Source organism: Planctomycetota bacterium, assembly GCA_016125255.1.
Taxonomy (GTDB): domain Bacteria; phylum Planctomycetota; class Phycisphaerae; order Phycisphaerales; family Zrk34; genus RI-421.
Genome location: WGMD01000039.1, coordinates 1 through 17872, shown reverse-complemented (window position 1 = coordinate 17872; position 17872 = coordinate 1). Strand labels below are relative to the sequence as shown.

General features: G+C 64.3%; 13 protein-coding genes, 1 tRNA gene and 1 other RNA gene. 11 read left to right on the top strand and 4 right to left on the bottom strand.

What is annotated here, in order from left to right:
- Positions 1–20 precede the first annotated feature (20 nt).
- From mtnA to rpoN, 10 genes are all read left to right on the top strand, one after another.
- Positions 21–1007 (top strand): S-methyl-5-thioribose-1-phosphate isomerase, encoded by a 987-nt coding sequence (gene mtnA / locus GC162_20630; GenBank protein ID MBI1371045.1) that lies wholly within the window; start codon positions 21–23, stop codon positions 1005–1007.
- Positions 1008–1362: 355 nt separating this feature from the next.
- Entirely contained in the window at positions 1363–2529 is a 1167-nt protein-coding gene (locus tag GC162_20625) for an alkaline phosphatase (GenBank protein ID MBI1371044.1), read from the top strand.
- A 68-nt stretch (positions 2530–2597) separates the two neighbouring features.
- Complete coding sequence (gene floA, locus GC162_20620) at positions 2598–3632, top strand: flotillin-like protein FloA (protein ID MBI1371043.1); 1035 nt, start codon at positions 2598–2600, stop codon at positions 3630–3632.
- A 38-nt stretch (positions 3633–3670) separates the two neighbouring features.
- A complete protein-coding gene (locus GC162_20615) occupies positions 3671–4834 on the top strand; it encodes a DNA polymerase IV (protein ID MBI1371042.1) in 1164 nt (387 codons plus the stop codon).
- Between the two features lie 120 nt (positions 4835–4954).
- The gene (locus tag GC162_20610; GenBank protein ID MBI1371041.1) at positions 4955–6319 is read left to right on the top strand and encodes an MATE family efflux transporter; all 1365 of its coding nucleotides are present in this window, start codon (positions 4955–4957) and stop codon (positions 6317–6319) included.
- A 50-nt stretch (positions 6320–6369) separates the two neighbouring features.
- Positions 6370–6468: signal recognition particle sRNA small type (gene ffs / locus GC162_20605), an RNA gene on the top strand.
- Positions 6469–6565: 97 nt separating this feature from the next.
- Positions 6566–8026 carry a DNA polymerase III subunit gamma/tau gene (gene dnaX, locus GC162_20600; protein MBI1371040.1) on the top strand — a complete coding sequence of 487 codons (1461 nt, stop codon included), beginning with the start codon at positions 6566–6568 and terminating at the stop codon, positions 8024–8026.
- Complete coding sequence (locus tag GC162_20595; protein MBI1371039.1) at positions 8019–8366, top strand: YbaB/EbfC family nucleoid-associated protein; 348 nt, start codon at positions 8019–8021, stop codon at positions 8364–8366. Before dnaX ends, GC162_20595 begins: the two co-directional genes overlap by 8 nt.
- A gap of 26 nt (positions 8367–8392) precedes the next feature.
- Positions 8393–8989 carry a recombination protein RecR gene (gene recR / locus GC162_20590; GenBank protein ID MBI1371038.1) on the top strand — a complete coding sequence of 199 codons (597 nt, stop codon included), beginning with the start codon at positions 8393–8395 and terminating at the stop codon, positions 8987–8989.
- A 171-nt stretch (positions 8990–9160) separates the two neighbouring features.
- Positions 9161–10663, top strand: a complete 1503-nt coding sequence (gene rpoN / locus GC162_20585; protein ID MBI1371037.1) for an RNA polymerase factor sigma-54 — start codon at positions 9161–9163, stop codon at positions 10661–10663.
- Between the two features lie 83 nt (positions 10664–10746).
- Here the strand turns inward: rpoN and GC162_20580 are convergent, their stop codons facing one another.
- Positions 10747–11889, bottom strand: a complete 1143-nt coding sequence (locus tag GC162_20580; protein ID MBI1371036.1) for an AAA domain-containing protein — start codon at positions 11887–11889, stop codon at positions 10747–10749.
- A 580-nt stretch (positions 11890–12469) separates the two neighbouring features.
- Between GC162_20580 and GC162_20575 the strand changes: the two genes are divergently transcribed.
- Positions 12470–14836, top strand: coding sequence for a hypothetical protein (locus GC162_20575; protein MBI1371035.1), 2367 nt, complete (start codon positions 12470–12472; stop codon positions 14834–14836).
- Between the two features lie 14 nt (positions 14837–14850).
- Here the strand turns inward: GC162_20575 and GC162_20570 are convergent, their stop codons facing one another.
- The 3 genes from GC162_20570 to GC162_20560 form a co-directional block, all read right to left on the bottom strand.
- Positions 14851–16182: a DUF3748 domain-containing protein gene (locus GC162_20570; GenBank protein MBI1371034.1), complete on the bottom strand. Its 1332-nt coding sequence runs from the start codon at positions 16180–16182 to the stop codon at positions 14851–14853.
- A gap of 22 nt (positions 16183–16204) precedes the next feature.
- Positions 16205–16278 (bottom strand) — tRNA-Arg (locus GC162_20565).
- A gap of 14 nt (positions 16279–16292) precedes the next feature.
- Positions 16293–17294: a hydrolase gene (locus tag GC162_20560; GenBank protein ID MBI1371033.1), complete on the bottom strand. Its 1002-nt coding sequence runs from the start codon at positions 17292–17294 to the stop codon at positions 16293–16295.
- Between the last annotated feature and the right edge of the window lie 578 nt (positions 17295–17872).

Below are 17872 nucleotides of genomic sequence, written 5' to 3'. Positions count from 1 at the left end.
GATTGGCGTATGATGATCGCATGCCAACACGCTGCCCCAGTCCGGTGGAATGGATCGGCGATGCGGCGACGGGTTACCTTCGCCTCATCGATCAGACGCAGTTGCCCGGCCGACTCGCCGAGCTGCACTGCCGCGATGTCGAGTCGGTGTGGCGGGCGATTCGGAATCTGAGCGTGCGCGGGGCGCCGGCGATCGGCGTGGCGGCGGCGTACGGATGCGTCATCGGCGCACAGAGCGACGACTTGCCCGCCGCCGCGGCCTACCTCGCCACGAGCCGGCCCACCGCCGTCAATCTCTTCTGGGCCATCGACCGACTTCGCAATCTCAACACCGATGACCCGGCGCGCCTGCTCGACGAAGCCCGCGCGATTCACGCTCAGGACGCCGCCATGTGCGAAGCCATCGGGCGTCAAGCCGTGCATCTCATCAAGCCCGACACGGGCGTATTGACGCACTGCAACGCCGGCGCGCTGGCGACGGCGGGCATCGGGACCGCAACGGCGCCGATGTATCTGGCGCATGAGGCGGGCGTGAAGTTCCGCGTCTTCGCCGACGAAACCCGCCCATTGCTCCAAGGGGCGCGATTGACCGCATGGGAATTGAGTCAGGCGGGCATCGACGTGACGCTCATCACCGACTCCATGGCGGCGCAGGTCATGCGCGAACGGCGCATCGGGCTTGTCATCACCGGCGCCGACCGCATCGCCGCCAACGGCGACGCCGCCAACAAGATCGGGACCTACGGCGTGGCGGTGCTCGCCAAACATCACCACATTCCCTTCTACATCGCCGCTCCGTCGAGCACGTTCGATCTGACCTGCGAAAGCGGGGCAAAGATTCCGATCGAGCAGCGGGCGGGGAGCGAAGTGGGCGGACCGGCGGGGGTCAACGTCTACAACCCCGCCTTCGATGTCACGCCGGCGGAATTGATCACCGGGATCATCACCGAAAGCGGGATCATTCGGCCGGTCGACGTCGAAAACGTGGCGGCGGCCGTCAGCGGTTGATATCGATTCCATCAACGAGGCGAACGACATGGCATCGCGACGTGACGAAACACGCGGCGTCTCCCGGCGGACGTTCATCGCCGGCGCGGCGGGCGCGGCGATGGGCTCGCTGATTGACGGATCATCGCTGACGGACCCGTCGATTGCGCGCGGCGAGGCGTCGGCCGCGGCGCATCAGGCGATGGGCACGCGCGCCGGCGAAGCGACGCCGACGACCGCCCGCGTGTGGGCGCGCGTGACGCAGCGGCCGGAACGTAACAGCGGCGGCGACGAGCCGACGGGGCGGGCGAATCCGAACAAGGCGCAGCATTACGCGGATGAGGCGGTCGACGCGATGCACGGGGCGTGTCCGGGCATGGCGGGACGCGTGCGCCTGCGCTACGGGTTGCGCGACGATCTGAGTGATGCGATCTCAACCGACTGGTTCGACGTCGATGCGGCCGGCGACTTCATTCATCAGTTCGACCTGACGGATTTGAAGCCCGGCTCCGTCTATTTCTACGAAAGTCAGACCGCCGAACCGGACGGCAAAGTGTTGCACGCCGCGCAGCGCGGGCGATTCGAGACGGCGATGGCGGTCGCGACGCCGACGGACATGACGGCGTGCATCATGACGTGTCAGATGTATCACGACCGCGATCATGCGGACGGGCATCCGATCTATCCGTCGATGGCGGCGCTTGAACCAAAATTCACCTGCCTGACCGGCGATCTGGTGTATTACGACAACGAAGCGCCGAGCGCGATGACGGAGCGGCTCGCCCGCTATCACTGGGAGCGCATGTTCAGCTTGCCGCGGCTTCGCTCGTTTACGAGCAACTTCGGCACGTACTGGCTCAAGGATGATCACGACACGCTGCGCGACGATTCCTGGCCGGGCGAGCGGCTGGGCGATCTGACGTTCGCGGAAGGTCAGGCGATTTTCCGCCAGCAGGCGCCGATGAGCGGCGGGCCTTCGTATCGCACGATTCGATGGGGCCGCGATCTTCAGATATGGCTCGCGGAGGGGCGCGACGATCGTTCGCCCAACACGATGCCCGACGGCCCGGCCAAGACGATCTGGGGGGCGGAACAGAAGGCATGGTTCAGGAAGACGATCGCCGAAAGTGATGCGACATGGAAGATTCTGGTGAGCCCCACGCCGCTCGTCGGCCCGGACCGCAAGGGCAAGCACGACAATCTCGCCAACGACAATTTCAAATACGAGGGCGATGAAATCCGAGGATGGATTCAGCAGCATGCCCCCGATCATTTCTTCGTCATCTGCGGCGACCGGCACTGGCAATATCACTCGGTCCACCCCAAGACCGGCCTCGTCGAGTTTTCGGTGGGCGCGGCATCGGATTCGCACGCCGGCGGATCGCCGGGATACGACCCGAAGATTCACAAATTCCACCGCGTCGGCGGCGGTTTCCTGTCGTTGACGCTCAAACCCGAAGCCGGCGCGAGCACGATCGCGCTGCGCCTGCATGATGTGAACGGCAAAGTGGTACACGAACTGACGCAACGCCGCACGCTCTGACGTTTGCCCGGCTCGACCAGACAGCGCATAATGACAGGCACGACGTACTCCTCACAGGGGATTCACCCATGCAATACACACTGGCCGCGTTCGGTGAGATCATTCTCTACGGCGTGATCATTATCCTGATCATCTTAGGCCTCGCGCTGGCCATGCTGATGTTCAACTACCTCGGCCTGTACATTCAGGCGTTGCTCTCGGGCGCGCGGGTCGGGTTCTTTGAACTGATCGGCATGAAGTTCCGCAAGGTGGACCCCAACGAAATCGTCCGCGCACGCATCACGGCCGTCAAAGCCGGGATTCATGTCTCGACGAATCAGCTTGAGACGCACTACCTGGCGGTGGGCGGACGGCGGGGACGCGTGACGAATGTGATCAATGCGCTGATCGCGGCGGACCGTGCGAAAATCGAGTTGCCGTGGGACACGGCCTGCGCGATCGATCTGGCGGGGCGCGATATTTTCGACGCCGTGCAGACCAGCGTGAACCCCAAGGTCATCGACTGCCCCAGCGCCAATTCCGGCCGCGTCACGATCGACGCCGTCGCGCAGGACGGCATTCAGCTCAAGGCCCGCGCCCGTGTGACGGTGCGCGCTTCGATCGCCCGGCTCGTCGGCGGCGCCACCGAAGAAACCATCATCGCCCGCGTCGGCGAAGGCATCGTCACGACGATCGGCTCGGCGTCGAGTCATAAAGCCGTGCTCGAGAACCCGGACCGCATTTCCAAGACGGTGCTTCAGAAGGGCCTCGACGCCGGGACGGCGTTCGACATTCTTTCGATCGACATCGCCGACATCGACGTCGGCGAGAACATCGGCGCGAAATTGCAGGCGGATCAGGCCGAGGCGGACAAGCGGCGCTTCCAGGCGGAGGCCGAGAAGCGGCGCGCCGCGGCCGTGGCGGCCGAGCAGGAGTTTCAGGCGGAGGTTCAGAAGAACCGTGCGCTGGTCGTTCTCGCCGAGGCGGAGATTCCCAAGGCGATCGCCGAGAGCTTCCGCAGCGGGAACATGGGGATCATGGACTACATGCGCTACCGCAACATTCAGGCGGATACCTTGATGCGCAAGAATATCGCGGGGGATGAAGGGAAGAGCAGTACGTAATCGCGGACGATGCGAAGCCGCAAGCGGCGGATGTGACGATGGCCGTCGAGCGCACCATTTTGCATGTGGACATGGATGCGTTTTTCGCGGCGATTGAGCAGTTGGATCGGCCGGAGCTTCGGGGGAAGCCCATTTTGATTGGATACGACGGGCCGCGCGGCGTGGTGGCGACGGCGAGCTATGAGGCGCGGCCGTTCGGGTGTCATTCGGCGCAGCCGATGGCGATCGCGCGGCGGTTGTGTCCGCAGGCGATCGTCGTGCCGGTGCGGGGAAGCCGGTATCGGGAGGTGTCGAAGCAAATGTTCGCGATACTTGATGCGTTTTCGCCCTTGGTGGAGCCGGTCAGCGTGGACGAGGCGTTCATCGACGCCACGGGCTGCGAGCGATTGTTTGGATCAGGCGAATCGATGGCGGCGCAGCTTAAGGCGCGGATCAGGGAGGAACTGAAGTTGACGGCGTCGGTGGGCGTGGCGCCGAACAAGTTTCTGGCGAAGCTGGCGTCGGACATGAACAAGCCCGACGGGCTGACGGTGGTGAAGACGGAAGAGGTCGAGACATTTCTGGAGAAACTGCCGATCGGGCGGATGTGGGGAGTCGGCAAAGTCACGGAGGAGAAGCTGCGTGCAGCGGGGGTGAAGACGATCGGGGATTTGAAGCGCATGCCCCCGGAATGGATGAAGGGGCGATTTGGGAGCGACGCGGAAAGGTACATGCGGCTGTGTCGCGGGGTGGACGAGCGGGCGGTGACGCCGGACGGGGCGGCCAAGAGCATCGGACACGAGCAGACGTTCGGGCAGGATTTGGAGAAGGCGTCGGATGTGCGGCGGGTGCTGCTCGAGCAGGTGGAACAGGTGGCGCGGCGGGTGCGGCGGGCGGGGCTCATGACGCGGAGCGTCTCGCTGAAAATTCGCTTCGGGGACTTTCAGACGATTTCACGGTCGATGGCGCTCGATTCGCCGACGGACGCGACGGACGTGCTCTGGCAGGCGGCGTCCACGTTGTTCGACCGCTGGGCGAAGTCGTCGTATCAACCCGTGCGGCTCATCGGGATGCAGGCGCAGCAGCTCATCGCGGGCGAAGCCCAGATGGGCTTGTTCACCGACGCGGCGGCGGAGAAACGCAAACGCATGGACAGCGTGACGGATCAGATTACGGGGAAGTTTGGCAAGGGGGCGATACGCAGAGGGGGAACGATGGAGTGAGGAGTTGGGAGTGGGGAGTGGAAGCGCAAAGCGATTGTTTGGCCGCGAGCCGGAGGCGAGCGCGTTGACCTAAACTTGGGGGCGTCGCGTCGGTCGGGGTGCGGCACAATTGAGGTGTTTATGCCATCGGTGTGGCCGAGTCGTGAGGAGTTTGGGGGGTTGTTGCGGCTGGCGGGGCCGGTGGTGTTGGTGCAGGTGGGGATGATGTTGATGGGGGTGGTGGACACGATCATGGTGGGACATTTGTCGGCGGAGGCGCTAGCGGCGGTGGCGCTGGGGAATCAGTATTTGTGGGGCGTGTCGATGTTTTTCATGGGGCTGCTCATGTCGTTGGACCCGGTAATGGCGCAGGCGGTGGGGGCACGCGATCAGGAGGGCATGGCGCGGGCGGTGCAGCGGGGGTTGGTGCTTTGCTTGTTGACATCGGGGGCTGCGGTGCTGGTGATGGTCCCGGTGCGGGGGGTGTTGGCGGGATTGCAGCAGCCGGAGGAACTGGTGAGCGGGGCGGGGGTGTATGTTTGGATCTGCATGGCGGGGATGCTGCCGTTTTTTGCGTTTGTGGTGTTGCGGTCGGCGCTGCAGGGGATGGACACGGTGCGGCCGATTGTCTGGGCGGTGGTAGTGGCGAACGGGGCGAACGGGCTGGCGAACTGGGTGTTGATTTACGGGAAGCTGGGGATGCCGGCGATGGGCGTGGCGGGGTCGGCATGGGCGACGGTGGTTTGCCGATGGGTGATGGCGGGGATGCTGGCGGGGCTGAGTTGGGGGACGCTGCGCGGACTGGTGCGGCCGTGGCGTCGGGAGGCGACGGCGATCGGGCCGTTGAAGCGCATGCTCAAGATCGGCCTGCCCATCGGGGCGCACATGTCGGCGGAGCACGGGGCGTTCGCGCTGGTGGCGATCCTGATGGGCGCGCTGGGGGTCACGCAACTGGCGGCGCATCAGATGGCGCTGAATCTGGCGGCGCTGACGTTCATGGTGCCGTTGGGTATTTCGCAGGCGGCGGCGGTGCGGGTCGGACAGGCGATCGGCGAAGGCGATGCGAGCAAGGCGCGACGAGCGGCGGCGGGGGCGCTGGCGCTGGGGGCGACGTTCATGACGGGGACGGCGGTTTTATTCGTGAGCATCCCGGCCGAACTGGCACGGATGTTCACGGATGACGTACCCGCGGTCGCGCTGGCGGCCTTGCTCATTCCGATCGCGGGACTGTTTCAGGTGTTCGACGGATTGCAGACGGTGGCGACGGGTGTATTACGCGGGGTGGGCGACACGCGGGGGCCGATGGTGATCAATCTGCTGGGGCTTTGGCTGATTGGGACGCCGGTCGGGATCGAGTTGGCGTTCGGTCGGGGGATCGGCGCGGTGGGATTGTGGTGGGGATTCGTAGCGGGGCTCGCGGCGGTGGCGATGATGCTGGTCGGTCGGGTGATGATGCGGATGCGGGGGCCGATGGAGCGGATCATGGTGGACGAATCGCGGTTTTGATTCATGGGGGCGGGCAAGCTATATTGGGATGCTTCGTCCCATCGGCGAGCGGCCGGGCCCGATGCACGGGCTACCCGTGAATCTGGTCAGGGTCGGAAGACAGCAGCCATAAGCGGCCGTCGCCCGGTGCCGTTGGTGTCCTGGTCGCTCGCCGATGGGACGAAAATGAGGAGCTTTCAGCCATCAGGCATCAGCCGTCAGCCGTGTGGTTTTTGGCTGATTGCTGAACGCTGATACCTGACCGCCATGTCCTATACCGCTCTGGCACGCCGATACCGCTCGCAGTCCTTCGATGATGTCGTGGGGCAGGAGCCGATCGCGCAGACGCTCAAGAACGCCATCGCCACCGATCGCCTGCACCATGCCTACCTCTTCTGCGGCACGCGCGGCGTCGGCAAAACTTCGATGGCCCGTCTGTTCGCACGGGCTCTCAACGCCCCCGACACCATCCCCGACTGCCCCCGGCCCAAGGGCGTCGAATACCCGCCCAAAGATGTGCAGCAGCGCATGGCCGACGCCATCATGAGCGGGCAGGACATGAACGTCATCGAGATCGACGGCGCCAGCCACGGCGGCGTCGATGATGCGCGTCAACTCATCGCCAACGCCGGCCTCGCCCCGACCGGCAACGCCCGCTTCAAGGTCTACATCATCGACGAAGTGCACATGCTCTCCAACGCGGCGTTCAACGCGCTGCTCAAGACGATGGAGGAGCCGCCGTCGCATTTGAAGTTCATTCTGGCGACGACCGAGCCGCACAAGGTGCTGCCCACGATTCATTCGCGCTGTCAGCGTTTTGACTTCCGCAACATCCCCATCGGGCGGATCGTCGAACATCTCCGCGAGGTGCTCAAGGCGGAGAAGCACAAGGCGGACGACGCGGTGCTCTTTCAAGTGGCGCGGCTCGGCAACGGGTCGATGCGCGATGCGCTGTCGCTGCTCGATCGCCTTCTCGCCACCGGCGAGAACCCGCTGACGGACGAGGTGCTGGAGCGCATGCTCGGCCTGCCCGATCGCTTCGTCATCGCCGCCCTGGCCGACGCCATCGCCGACTCCGACCCCGGCGCAGCCCTCGCCAAAACCGACGAACTGCTCAAACGCGGCGTCGCGCAGGAACAATTGCTCACCGTGCTGAGCGAACATCTGCGCAATCTCATGCTGATCGCCGCCTGCGGGCCAACCAGCGACCTTGTCGAACTCGATGAGGAATCGAAAAAGCAGGCGGCGGCGCAGGCGGCGAAGTTCGACACTGCGGGCCTGGTCCACATGATTGCGCTGCTGGAGAACGTGCAGCGATACGGCAAAAGTTCATCGACGCCGCGGGCGCTGCTCGATGCGGCGATCGTGCGGCTGGCCATGAGCGAGAAATTCGCCGACGTCGCGACGCTTTTGAGCGGCGAAGCTTCCGGAGGCGCCGGGGGTCAAAAAAAAAAGTTAGCCGTTGAATCGACGTCTCGGCCCGCCGCATTGCCGACGCGACCCGCGGCGGCAGTGACAGCCAAATCGCCCGAACCCGTCGTCCCCAAACTCAAATTCACGCCGCCGCCCAAGTCGCCGACGCCCGAACCGCAGCGGGCGGCCAACGCCCAGCAGCGCGATGCCGTCATGAACGAACCCCTCGTGCGGCAGGTGGTGGACATGTTCGACGCCCGGCTCGTGGACCTGCGGGCCAAACCGAATCAGAAAAAGGATGACCCGGATGTTTGAACAGCTCAAGGGACTGGCTTCGATCATGAAAAACGCAGGCGCGATCCGAGAGCAGGCCCAGAAGCTCAAGGACGAGCTGGCTCAGAAAGTCGTCGTCGGCGAGTCCGGCGGCGGAGCGGTGCGCGTCACCATGAACGGCCAGGGCAAGGTGCTGCGCGTCGAACTCGATGAACCCTTGCTGGCGGGCATCGCGGGGGATGACAAGCTCATGGTCGAAGAGCTGATCGCCGCGGCGGTCAACAACGGCGTCGAGATGGTGCAGCGGCTCGTGGCGCAGGAGATGAGCAAGCTCACCGGCGGGATGAACCTGCCGGGCATGGAAGGACTGCTGCGCTCATGAGCGAGAAGGCGTCCTACACCGAGTCGATGAACCGTCTGATCGACGAGTTCGCCAAGCTGCCGGGCATCGGGCGGCGGACGGCGGAGCGGCTGGCGTTTCACGTGCTCAAATCGCAGCGCGACGAAGCCATGGCGCTCGCCCGCGCGATCAGCGATGTGAAATCGAACGTCCGCCATTGCCACATCTGCTACAACCTGACGGAAACCGACCCGTGCCTCATCTGTGCAGACCCCCGACGCGACGCCCATAAGATTCTCGTCGTCGAGCAGCCCCGTGATGTCATCAGTCTCGAGCAGACCCATGTCTACGACGGCGTGTATCACGTCCTGCTCGGACACCTGGCCCCGCTCGAAGGCGTCGGGCCCGGCAGTCTGACCGTCGGCCCGCTGATCGAGCGTGTTAAAACCGCCGCCGACGCGGGCAAGAGCGTCGAGGTCATCCTCGGCACGAATCCGAATATGGAAGGCGACGGCACCTCGCTCTACATCGCCGACCAACTCGCCGGCCTCGCCAACGTCACGCTCAGCCGCCTCGCCCGCGGCCTGCCCGTGGGCACGCAACTCGAGTACGCCAACAAGGCCGTCCTCTCCGATGCCATCGCCAGCCGGCAATCGGTCAAATAGTGTGCATTCTGACGGTTGTAGCGATTGCTCCAACCCCTACAAGCAAATTTCCTGCCAAACTCTCCGCAGGCATTGTTTTTTTCGTCTCATCGGATAATCTAGAGCCAGAGGTCAGCCGATGCAGTCATCGGCTGTGACAGGACTTTCAAGCTCGATCGAGCACGAGGCGTCATGCGGATAGATGCGGGACAGCACCTGCGGTTAGAGCAGAAGATGAAGCTCTCGCCGCGCATGATTCAGTCCATGGAGATTCTCCAGCTTGCCACCATGGCGCTGGAGGAGCGCATCGAGATGGAACTGGAGCAGAATCCCGTACTTGAGCTGCGCGAGGCCACCGCAGATCAGGAAACCCAGCCCCGCGATGCCGACACCGAGGGCGAGCGGGAGATTCGTGTGGAGGATTCGAGCCAGGGGCACAGCGAGGACTTTGCCCGGGCCGATGAGTTCAACCGCGAGTACGGCGAGGAGTGGAGCCAGAACACGACCGAGTCCGCCGAGTTCCATACGCCCATGCGTAAGGACACCGGCGAGCGCGACATCAAGATGGACGCCATGGCCAATACCGCCTCGCGCGGCGCTTCGCTTCCGGATCAGCTTCTGGAGCAGTGGCGCTTTGTCGAGACGGAGGCGGAGATCAGGAAGGCCGGCGAACATCTGATCGGGTTCATCGACGACGACGGCTACTTCCGCGCGGACATGGAACAGGTCCTGCATCAGGCCCCGCCGGGCGTGACGCTCGAGCAGCTTGAGGCGGCGCTGAAGCTCATCCAGCAGCGGCTTGAGCCGACGGGCATCGGCGCCCGCGACCTGCCCGAGTGCATGGTCATTCAGATCGACGCCATGATCGAAGACCAGGGGCCGGAGGACGAGTTGGTCAACGCCCGCGCATTGATGACCCGGCACCGCAAGGACCTGGAGATGAATCGACTGCCGCGCATCGTGCAGCAGTCGGGCATGGACATGGAGCAGATCAAGGCGGCGCTGAATGTGCTCAAGCGGCTCGATCCGCGCCCCGGCCGCCGCCTCGCCCCCGAGCGCGTGCAGGTCATCACGCCCGACGTCATCGTCGAATACGACCCCGTCAACGATCGCTACGTCGCCGGGCTCAACCGCGGTCGGCAGCCGGCCCTGCGCATCAATCCGCAGTACCGGGCGCTTTCCAAGGACCGCTCGCAGGACAAGGCCACACGCAAGTACCTGGCGGACAATCTGTCCAACGCCCGCTGGCTGCTCGATGCGCTTCAGCAGCGCAACTCGACGCTGCTGCGCGTGGTGAATGTGGTGATCGATGCGCAGCGTGACTTTCTTGATCACGGGCCTCAGCATCTCAAGCCGCTGCCGATGATCCAGGTCGCCGATCAGCTCGGCATCCACGTCGGAACCGTCTCGCGCGCCGTGGCGGACAAGTACATGCAGACCCCGCGCGGCATCTACCCGTTGCGCCAGTTTTTCTCCGGCGGAACGGAAAACGCCAGCGGCGAGGAAATGTCCTGGGCCGCCGTGCAGGCCAAGCTCAAGGAAATCATCGACAACGAAGACCCCAAAAATCCCTTCTCCGACGATGCGCTCGTCGACCAGCTCAAGGAAGCCGGGCTGGACATCGCCCGTCGCACCGTCGCCAAATACCGCGGCCAGATGAACATCCCCCCCGCGCGCCGTCGGCGCAAGTTTTAACCAAGCGCCGCTCGCTGAGCGGAGGCGATTCGCATTGCAACGTGAAGTTTTCGATATCCGCGACGCAATGCGTCGGGCGTAGTCTACTTCTTGATCAGATGATCGAGCCCGAAGCGGTCGACCATGCGATAGAGCCGGCGGCGCTCGATCTGGAGCATCCGGGCGGCCTGCGACTGGTTGCCGTCCGAGAGCTTCAGCGCCTTGGCGACGATCGTCTTTTCCGCTTCGTCCAGCGACATCACCGGCTCGCCGTCCGCCATGCCCACGCCGCTGTAAGCGTCCCCATTGCTCACATCGACGTCATCGACGTTGCCACCATTGCCCGAGGCGCTGCCGCGGTAATCGTCGTCGTCATCGCCGTCGTCGCTGTAGTCGCCCTCGATGTCCTGGAGCGTGTCGGGCATGTCGTCGAGCGTGAGCACCTTGCCCGGCGCCAGCGCCACCGCGTGCTCCATCGCATTGGCCAGCTCACGCACATTGCCCGGCCAACGATACGCCTTCATCGCCGCCGCCACATCCGGTCCGATCTCCTTGACCGGCTCGTCGTACATCGCCGCCAGTTCAGCAAGGAAGTGTTCGCCGAGGCGGACCACGTCGCCCGGCCGCTCACGCAGCGGCGGCACGTTGAGCTTCACCACGTTCAGACGGAAGAACAAGTCCTCGCGGAACGTGCCGTTCTTGACCAGTTCCTTCAGGTCACGGTGCGTCGCCGCGATGATGCGCACATTGATCGGAATCGGCTTGATCGAACCGAGCGGCGTGACGCAGCGTTCCTGAATCACGCGCAGAAGCTTCGCCTGCACGGGCAGATCCAGCTCGCCGATTTCATCAAGGAAGATCGTGCCCCCGTCCGCGGCGCGGAAGAAGCCGAGCGTCGGCTTGTCGGCGCCCGTGAAAGCGCCCTTGGTGTGACCGAAAAGCTGGGATTCGAAAAGCGTGTCACGCAGCGTCGTACAGTCTACGGCGATGAACGGCTGCTTGAGCCGGGGGCTGCATGCATGAAGCTGACGCGCGACGAGCTCCTTGCCGGAGCCGGTTTCGCCATGCACCATGGCGGTGCAGTCGCGGGCGCCCAGCGAAGCGATGCGGGCGCGGAGCTTTTTCATCGGCTCCGAATCGCCCACCATCGTCGGGGCGGAAAAATCCAACCCGGCGGGCAACTCCGGCCCGCCTTCGCCGCGATCCATCGAGGATCCATTGTCCAGGTCCATGTCAGTCCTAGCCATCTAGCGTCTCCCAAAACGCACAGCAGCAAACGGCTGCCGATCATCTTCAGCGTCTGGCCATCCACAAAACGGGCACCGGCACTGTGTTGCCCCGGCAGTCCGAGCCACACGATTGATCACGCGCACAACACATTCCCGATGGGACATATCGGTGCCTTTTTTTCGCTCGCATTCCCGGCATCGACGACCCACATCCGCGTCGACCGCCGGTCTTTCAATCCCTTTTTCCAGTGATCGTCCACTCTCTCCAAAGCGTACGATCCATCTTCTTTAAAGTACCCCGGATTCCGCATATTGTCAATAAAATCTGTGCCCGGATGGGTATTTCCCGCATCTTCCCAAAAGGCGTCCGGGAAGCGGTTATAGGGTGATACGAATCGTCGTATCATACTTAAATTAAATGTCTTATGGGTGATTTTGACGCTGATATGGGTTATGCCGGTTTGGGTGTTACAAACGGCAGGCCTCCTTCAAACGATAAAGCCCCCTTCGGGACGGGTCGATGCTATCGGCATGATCCGTATTTGTCCTAACACCCCGAGTCAGCGTGGCGGACCGTGAAGGAGATAAATGTGCCCCAATGAAGAGTCTATGGGGACAATCCAAATCCCGTGCCTCGCCGACGAATGACGCTCCGCAGGACAATTCCATGGCCCTGCTCCTGGAGACGCCCCCATCGTCGGATTTTGCCGTGCGCCTCCGGCACAGTCTACACGGCCGATGGTCCGCCGCGATGCTGCTGCTGCTGATCTGTGCGGCCGTACTCGCCACATGGAACTGGTGTCGCACCCCGACGCTCTACCGCGCCACCGCCACCATCGAAATCGCGCCCATGAAGGAGCCCGTGCTCTTTGAGCAGAACGACTCCCCGGCGACGCGCAATTACAACGCCTTCATCAACTCGCAGGTCGCCGTCCTTCAGAGCACACGTGTGCTGGAGCGCGCTCTTGCGGGCATCGTCGCCGCAGAACCAAGCGTCGCACAGGTCACCGCGCAATGGACGATCGACGACGTCAATCGCCATCTGTCGATCGCACACCCCAACGGCACGCAGCTCATCGAAGTCAGCTTCGATCACACCAACCCCGCGCTGGCCAAGTTGTTGGTCGATGCGTTGGTCGCCGCATACATGCAGCTTCAGCAGCAGGGCGCGATTGAGAATGACGCTCATCGCGTGGCGCTTCTGCAAAAGCGGCTCGACGATCTGACCGCCCGCCGCGATGCGCTTCGCGCCGAGCAGGCCCGGCTCACGACCGAGCGCCTCACCGCCCGGCAACAGACCGACACGCTGCGCCAGGAGCTTCAGCAGTTGACCGCAGCCGAGGCGCCCTCGGCTCTCGCGCCGAGCGTGCTCACCGCCGCGCAGATCGCCGCCCATGACCCGGCGATGCAGGAAGCGCTGGTGGCGCTGGCCAAGGCCCGAACTTATCAGGCCGAACTGTTGAGCCGATTCTCGCCCCGTCACTTGGAAGTGATCAAGATCAATGGCACCATTGCCGCTCTGCACAAGCAGATCGACGAGGCGGCGGCGCAGTACAACGCCACGCTGAATCCGCCGCCGCCCGCGCCGGCCGGCGAGGAAACCCGGACGCTGACCCCCGCTCAGCTCACGGCTCAGATTGATGAAGGCGAGCAGGCGGTGTCGAAACTTTCATTGTCGCTGGAAGGGATGGAGGATCAACTTGTCGATGTGCGCGGGATGATCGACACGACCGCCCGCCGCATCGATCAGCTCAATCTCGAATCGGGGTTCGGGGGTAGCGTGCGTGTCGTCAATCCGGCGATGCTGCCCACCGATCCCGTCGACCGCGCGCGCTTCAAGGCCGCCGCCGTCGGCACCGTCGCCGGTTTCGCTCTGGGCATCATGCTGCTTGGCATCGCCGCCATGCTCGACGACAAGTGCCGCCATCTGGATCAGGCGGTCTTCTGCGTCGGCCAGGCGCCGTCGCTGGGCCGGGTGACCCAGGTATTACCCGATTCGGGCGTCACCTCCGCACTGGCCATCGAGGATATTCATCACATTCGCGTCCGCCTTCAGTCCGCCCAGCTCGGCACCCGGCAGCACGTCGCGCTCATTTCCAGCGCCCAGCACGGCAGCGGCACGACCGACCTGTGCATCGCGCTGGGAGCGTCCTTCGCCACAGGCGGCATCGGCACGCTGCTGATCGATCTGGATATGGAACGCCGCCATCTGACGCATCGCATGAACGCCGCGTCGCCGCCGAGCTTCGAGGACGCGTTAAGACACAGCGGCAGGATCAGCGAGGCCGACCTGCTGCGCGTGCGCGAGCATGCGGCGGCGAGCGAAGTGATGCTGCGCGAGACGCTCTTCGAGCTGGGCTACCCCATCGAGCGGGCCGAGCAGATGCTGACACCCGAGATGCGACGCCAGCGCGAGCAGCTTCTGTTCGATGCGGTGGTCGAGCTGGAGGTCATGAATCTCGTCGAAGCGCAGCTTGTGGTGAAAACGTATCGCAATCAGCGACCGGGTCTGGCGGGCGTGCTCGAAGGGAGGCCGCTCGATCAGTGCGTGACCCGGACGAGTCTCGACGATCTGGACGTGCTGGGCATCAACATCGAACCCGACGGACGGGCGGGTCAACTGGATCTGGGGGCGATGCGAAATCTGCTCGACATGGCGCGCCTGCGCTACGAGGTCATCTTGATCGAGGCCTCGCCGATTCAGAACGCACTCGCCGCCGCCCTGATCGCACCGTATACCGACGGGGCGATTCTCGTCGCTGCCCGCAACGGGTCGATGCGCCGGCTCCGCAAGGCCTCCAGCACGCTCGAACATCTGGGCGTGGCGATGCTCGGCGTCGTGTTCAACGAACATATCTCCATCTGCGGCGACAACGAGGCCGGCCCGATCGCAAAAGACATGATCCGCAACGGCGGCCACAAGTCGCGCGGAGCCGAGTCTTTCGAGATTCCCACCGCCGCGTGACTCGGACGCCATCGTCAATCCGCCGGGCAAGTCACCGTGAAAATCTGATTGCGCAACACACCACTCATCGCATCAGGCACGCGCCGCACGTAGGCGATGCGCCCCCCGTCCGGCGAGAACACGCACGCCTCCGGCCGCGGCCCAAGCGGATCGTCCCAACGCGGCGTCACACGACGGGTCGCGCCGGTGGTCGCATCCGTGATGCACACCGACTGATCCATCACGTGTGCGATGCATCGTCCGTCGCACCGCCATGTCAACGCGGACCCAATGGCGTGGGGGTTGTGCGTCAACTGCGAGATCGGCCCGCCGCGGGGTGAGACGGTGAACAGTTGCACCACGCCGGCGTCGTCGCGCATGAGCAGGGCAATGCGCTCGCCGTCAGGCGAGCTGCGCAGCCAGTGGCGAGGGCCGGACAAGCCGGGGTTTATACGGTTGGCGGTGAAAGTCAGCCGGCGCTGTGCGCACCCGCGCGGCGCGCACGGGCGGGTCGTCGCCGTGCCCTGAAGCGGGCCGTCGCCGGGCGTGGTCAGGTCATCACTCAGATCGACGATGAACGCCTCGCGGATCGTCCGTCCGCCCGCCGTGACGACGTCGCCTTGAAAAGCGATCGCGCGCCGTTGCCGCCCGCCGTCCGCACGAACATAGCCGTCCACACCGACCCATGCCTCCTCGCACGCCCGGCTGATCTCGTCGGACCCGTAGCGCGGCCGATCGACCGTGCGCGTGACGAGCACCGTAAAGTGCGACCCATCATGATTGCGCGGATGCGCGTGCAACACACGCACCGGCCCCCGCGGCAAACTCACCGCCACATTCCGCTGATTCGACTCATGCCGCCCCGCCTCGCCCCGCGCACCAAGCACATGATCCTCGTACGTCGAAACAATGCATTGCCCATCCGCGCTGAACGCATGCAGATGCGTCCCCCCGCGCAGCGCGCCCGGCGTATAGGGCGAAACCAGATCGCGGGCGTCGAGCGTGATCGGCCAAGCGGGGCGGTCGGCATGGAGCACCACGCCGCGCCGATGATCCGCCCGGTAGCTCCAATCGGCATCGGGCCGCTCCGGGCCGTGAATGAACACGACGCGATCGTCCACCGGGCTGCACGTCGGCACGCCGCAGCACGCCCCGTCGCGCGATTCGTACAAGACCTGCACCTCGCCCGTCTCCACATGCACGCGCTCGATGCGATCGCCGTCGAACTTTTCGCCCGCCGCATCGGAGCGGATGTCATAAACGATCCACTGACCATCATGCGACCACACGCCGGCGTTGGCGAGAATGTGGCCCGTCGGTGCGGTGGTGAGTTGTCGTTCGACGCCGAGTTGCGGAAAGTGACTCATGCGTTGAGAAAGTGAAGGGAAATACGCCCGGCAGGGATCGAACCTGCAACCTCAAGCTCCGGAGGCTTGCGCTCTATCCAATTGAGCTACGGGCGCTCGTGAAGGGGCCATTATATCCGTGAACCGGCCTCAGTGAAACGCGCCGCCAGAAACGCCGGAATGCGACGGTCCAGGTAATAGCCGATGCGCCCGCCCGCCGACTCGACGAAGCCGACGTGCCCGCCATGCTCGCTCACTTCGAGCGTCACCGATGCCGACACTTCCGCGGGCGTCGGCACGGCGTCGGGCGTCATGAACGGGTCGTCCCTCGCATGCACGATCAGCGTCGGCCGACCAATGCCCGCCAGGTATTGCCGGCTGCTGGAGCGCGTGTAGTAGTCATCGACCCCGGCGAATCCGTGCATCGGCGCGGTGATGCGATCGTCGAACAGGCGAAAGGTGTTGAGCGCCTCGATCTCGCCCGGCGTCAATGTCAAACCGGTGTCCATCGCCCGCATCTTCGCTTTGACCATCGCGTGCAGATCGCGCAGCAGATGCCATTGATACACGCGCGACAAACCGCGCTCCATGCGCTCCGCCGCATTGTGCAGATCGAAAGGCACGGACACGGCCACCGCCGCCGTCAGCGGGTTCGCCGCGCCGGTTTCGCCGAGCCATTTGAGCAGGGCGTTGCCCCCGAGCGAGTAGCCCACCGCCGCGATCGGCGAAGCCGGATCGCGCCGGCGAAGTGCCTCGACGACATACGCCATGTCGCCCGTCTCCCCCGAGTGATACGAACGCGGCAGCCGGTTCAGTTCCCCGCTGCACCCCCGGAAGTGCATCAATACGCCATGCCATCCGCGCTCGGCGATGCGCCTCAGCAAACCGCGCACGTACGGCGACTCGACCGACCCCGCCAGCCCATGCAGCACCAGCACCGTCGGCCTCCCGCCCCCTTCGCCGCCCGCATGTTCGAGATCCAGAAAATCGCCGTCCGACAATTCAAGCCGCTCCCGGCGTGTCTCGAGCGTCACGCGCCGCCGCACAATCGTCGCCCAGAGCGTCTGAAGATGCGCGCTGCGCAACCACCAGGGCGCGACAAACGAATCGCTTGTTGAATCAGGCGTGCTCATCGAACGTGATTGGAAACCAAAAAGCCCCGCCCGTAAACACGGGGCTTCGATGGGCCGGCAAAGAAATCGAAGCAGGGCGGGTCAAGCGCAGCGGACCCGCCACGCGAGGCGTATGATCATGCGATGTCCGATCCTCGTCAATCGCGACGACGGCCTCGATCGAAGCGTCGGGAAATGGATGCAAGGCTGGCACACCGCCGTGGATTCGGCATCCACGTGTCAGACAGGTGTCGTTCGCATCGCGAGGCAAGTCCGAGCCGGGCCGCCCTCGGCCCGGGGATTTCAGCGTCGCGGCGAAGCAGGGTGGGTCAAGCGAAGCGGACCCACCACGCGAGGCGTATGATCATGCGATGTTCTATCATCGTCAATCGCGACGACACATCGGCCGAATCGCCCGAGCGTTGGGGAATTGGCGCAAGGGGGTATGGGTATGAACGGAGGTCAAGTCCCTGTCGTGCTGTAAATTCGTGAAGGGGCGGGTGTCTGGACGGCGGGTTGGTGTTGGGTGTTGAAGGTCTGATTCAGTTCCTTTCGGATCGCATCGATCTGTTGACGGTCGAAGCTCGTCATCTTGATGC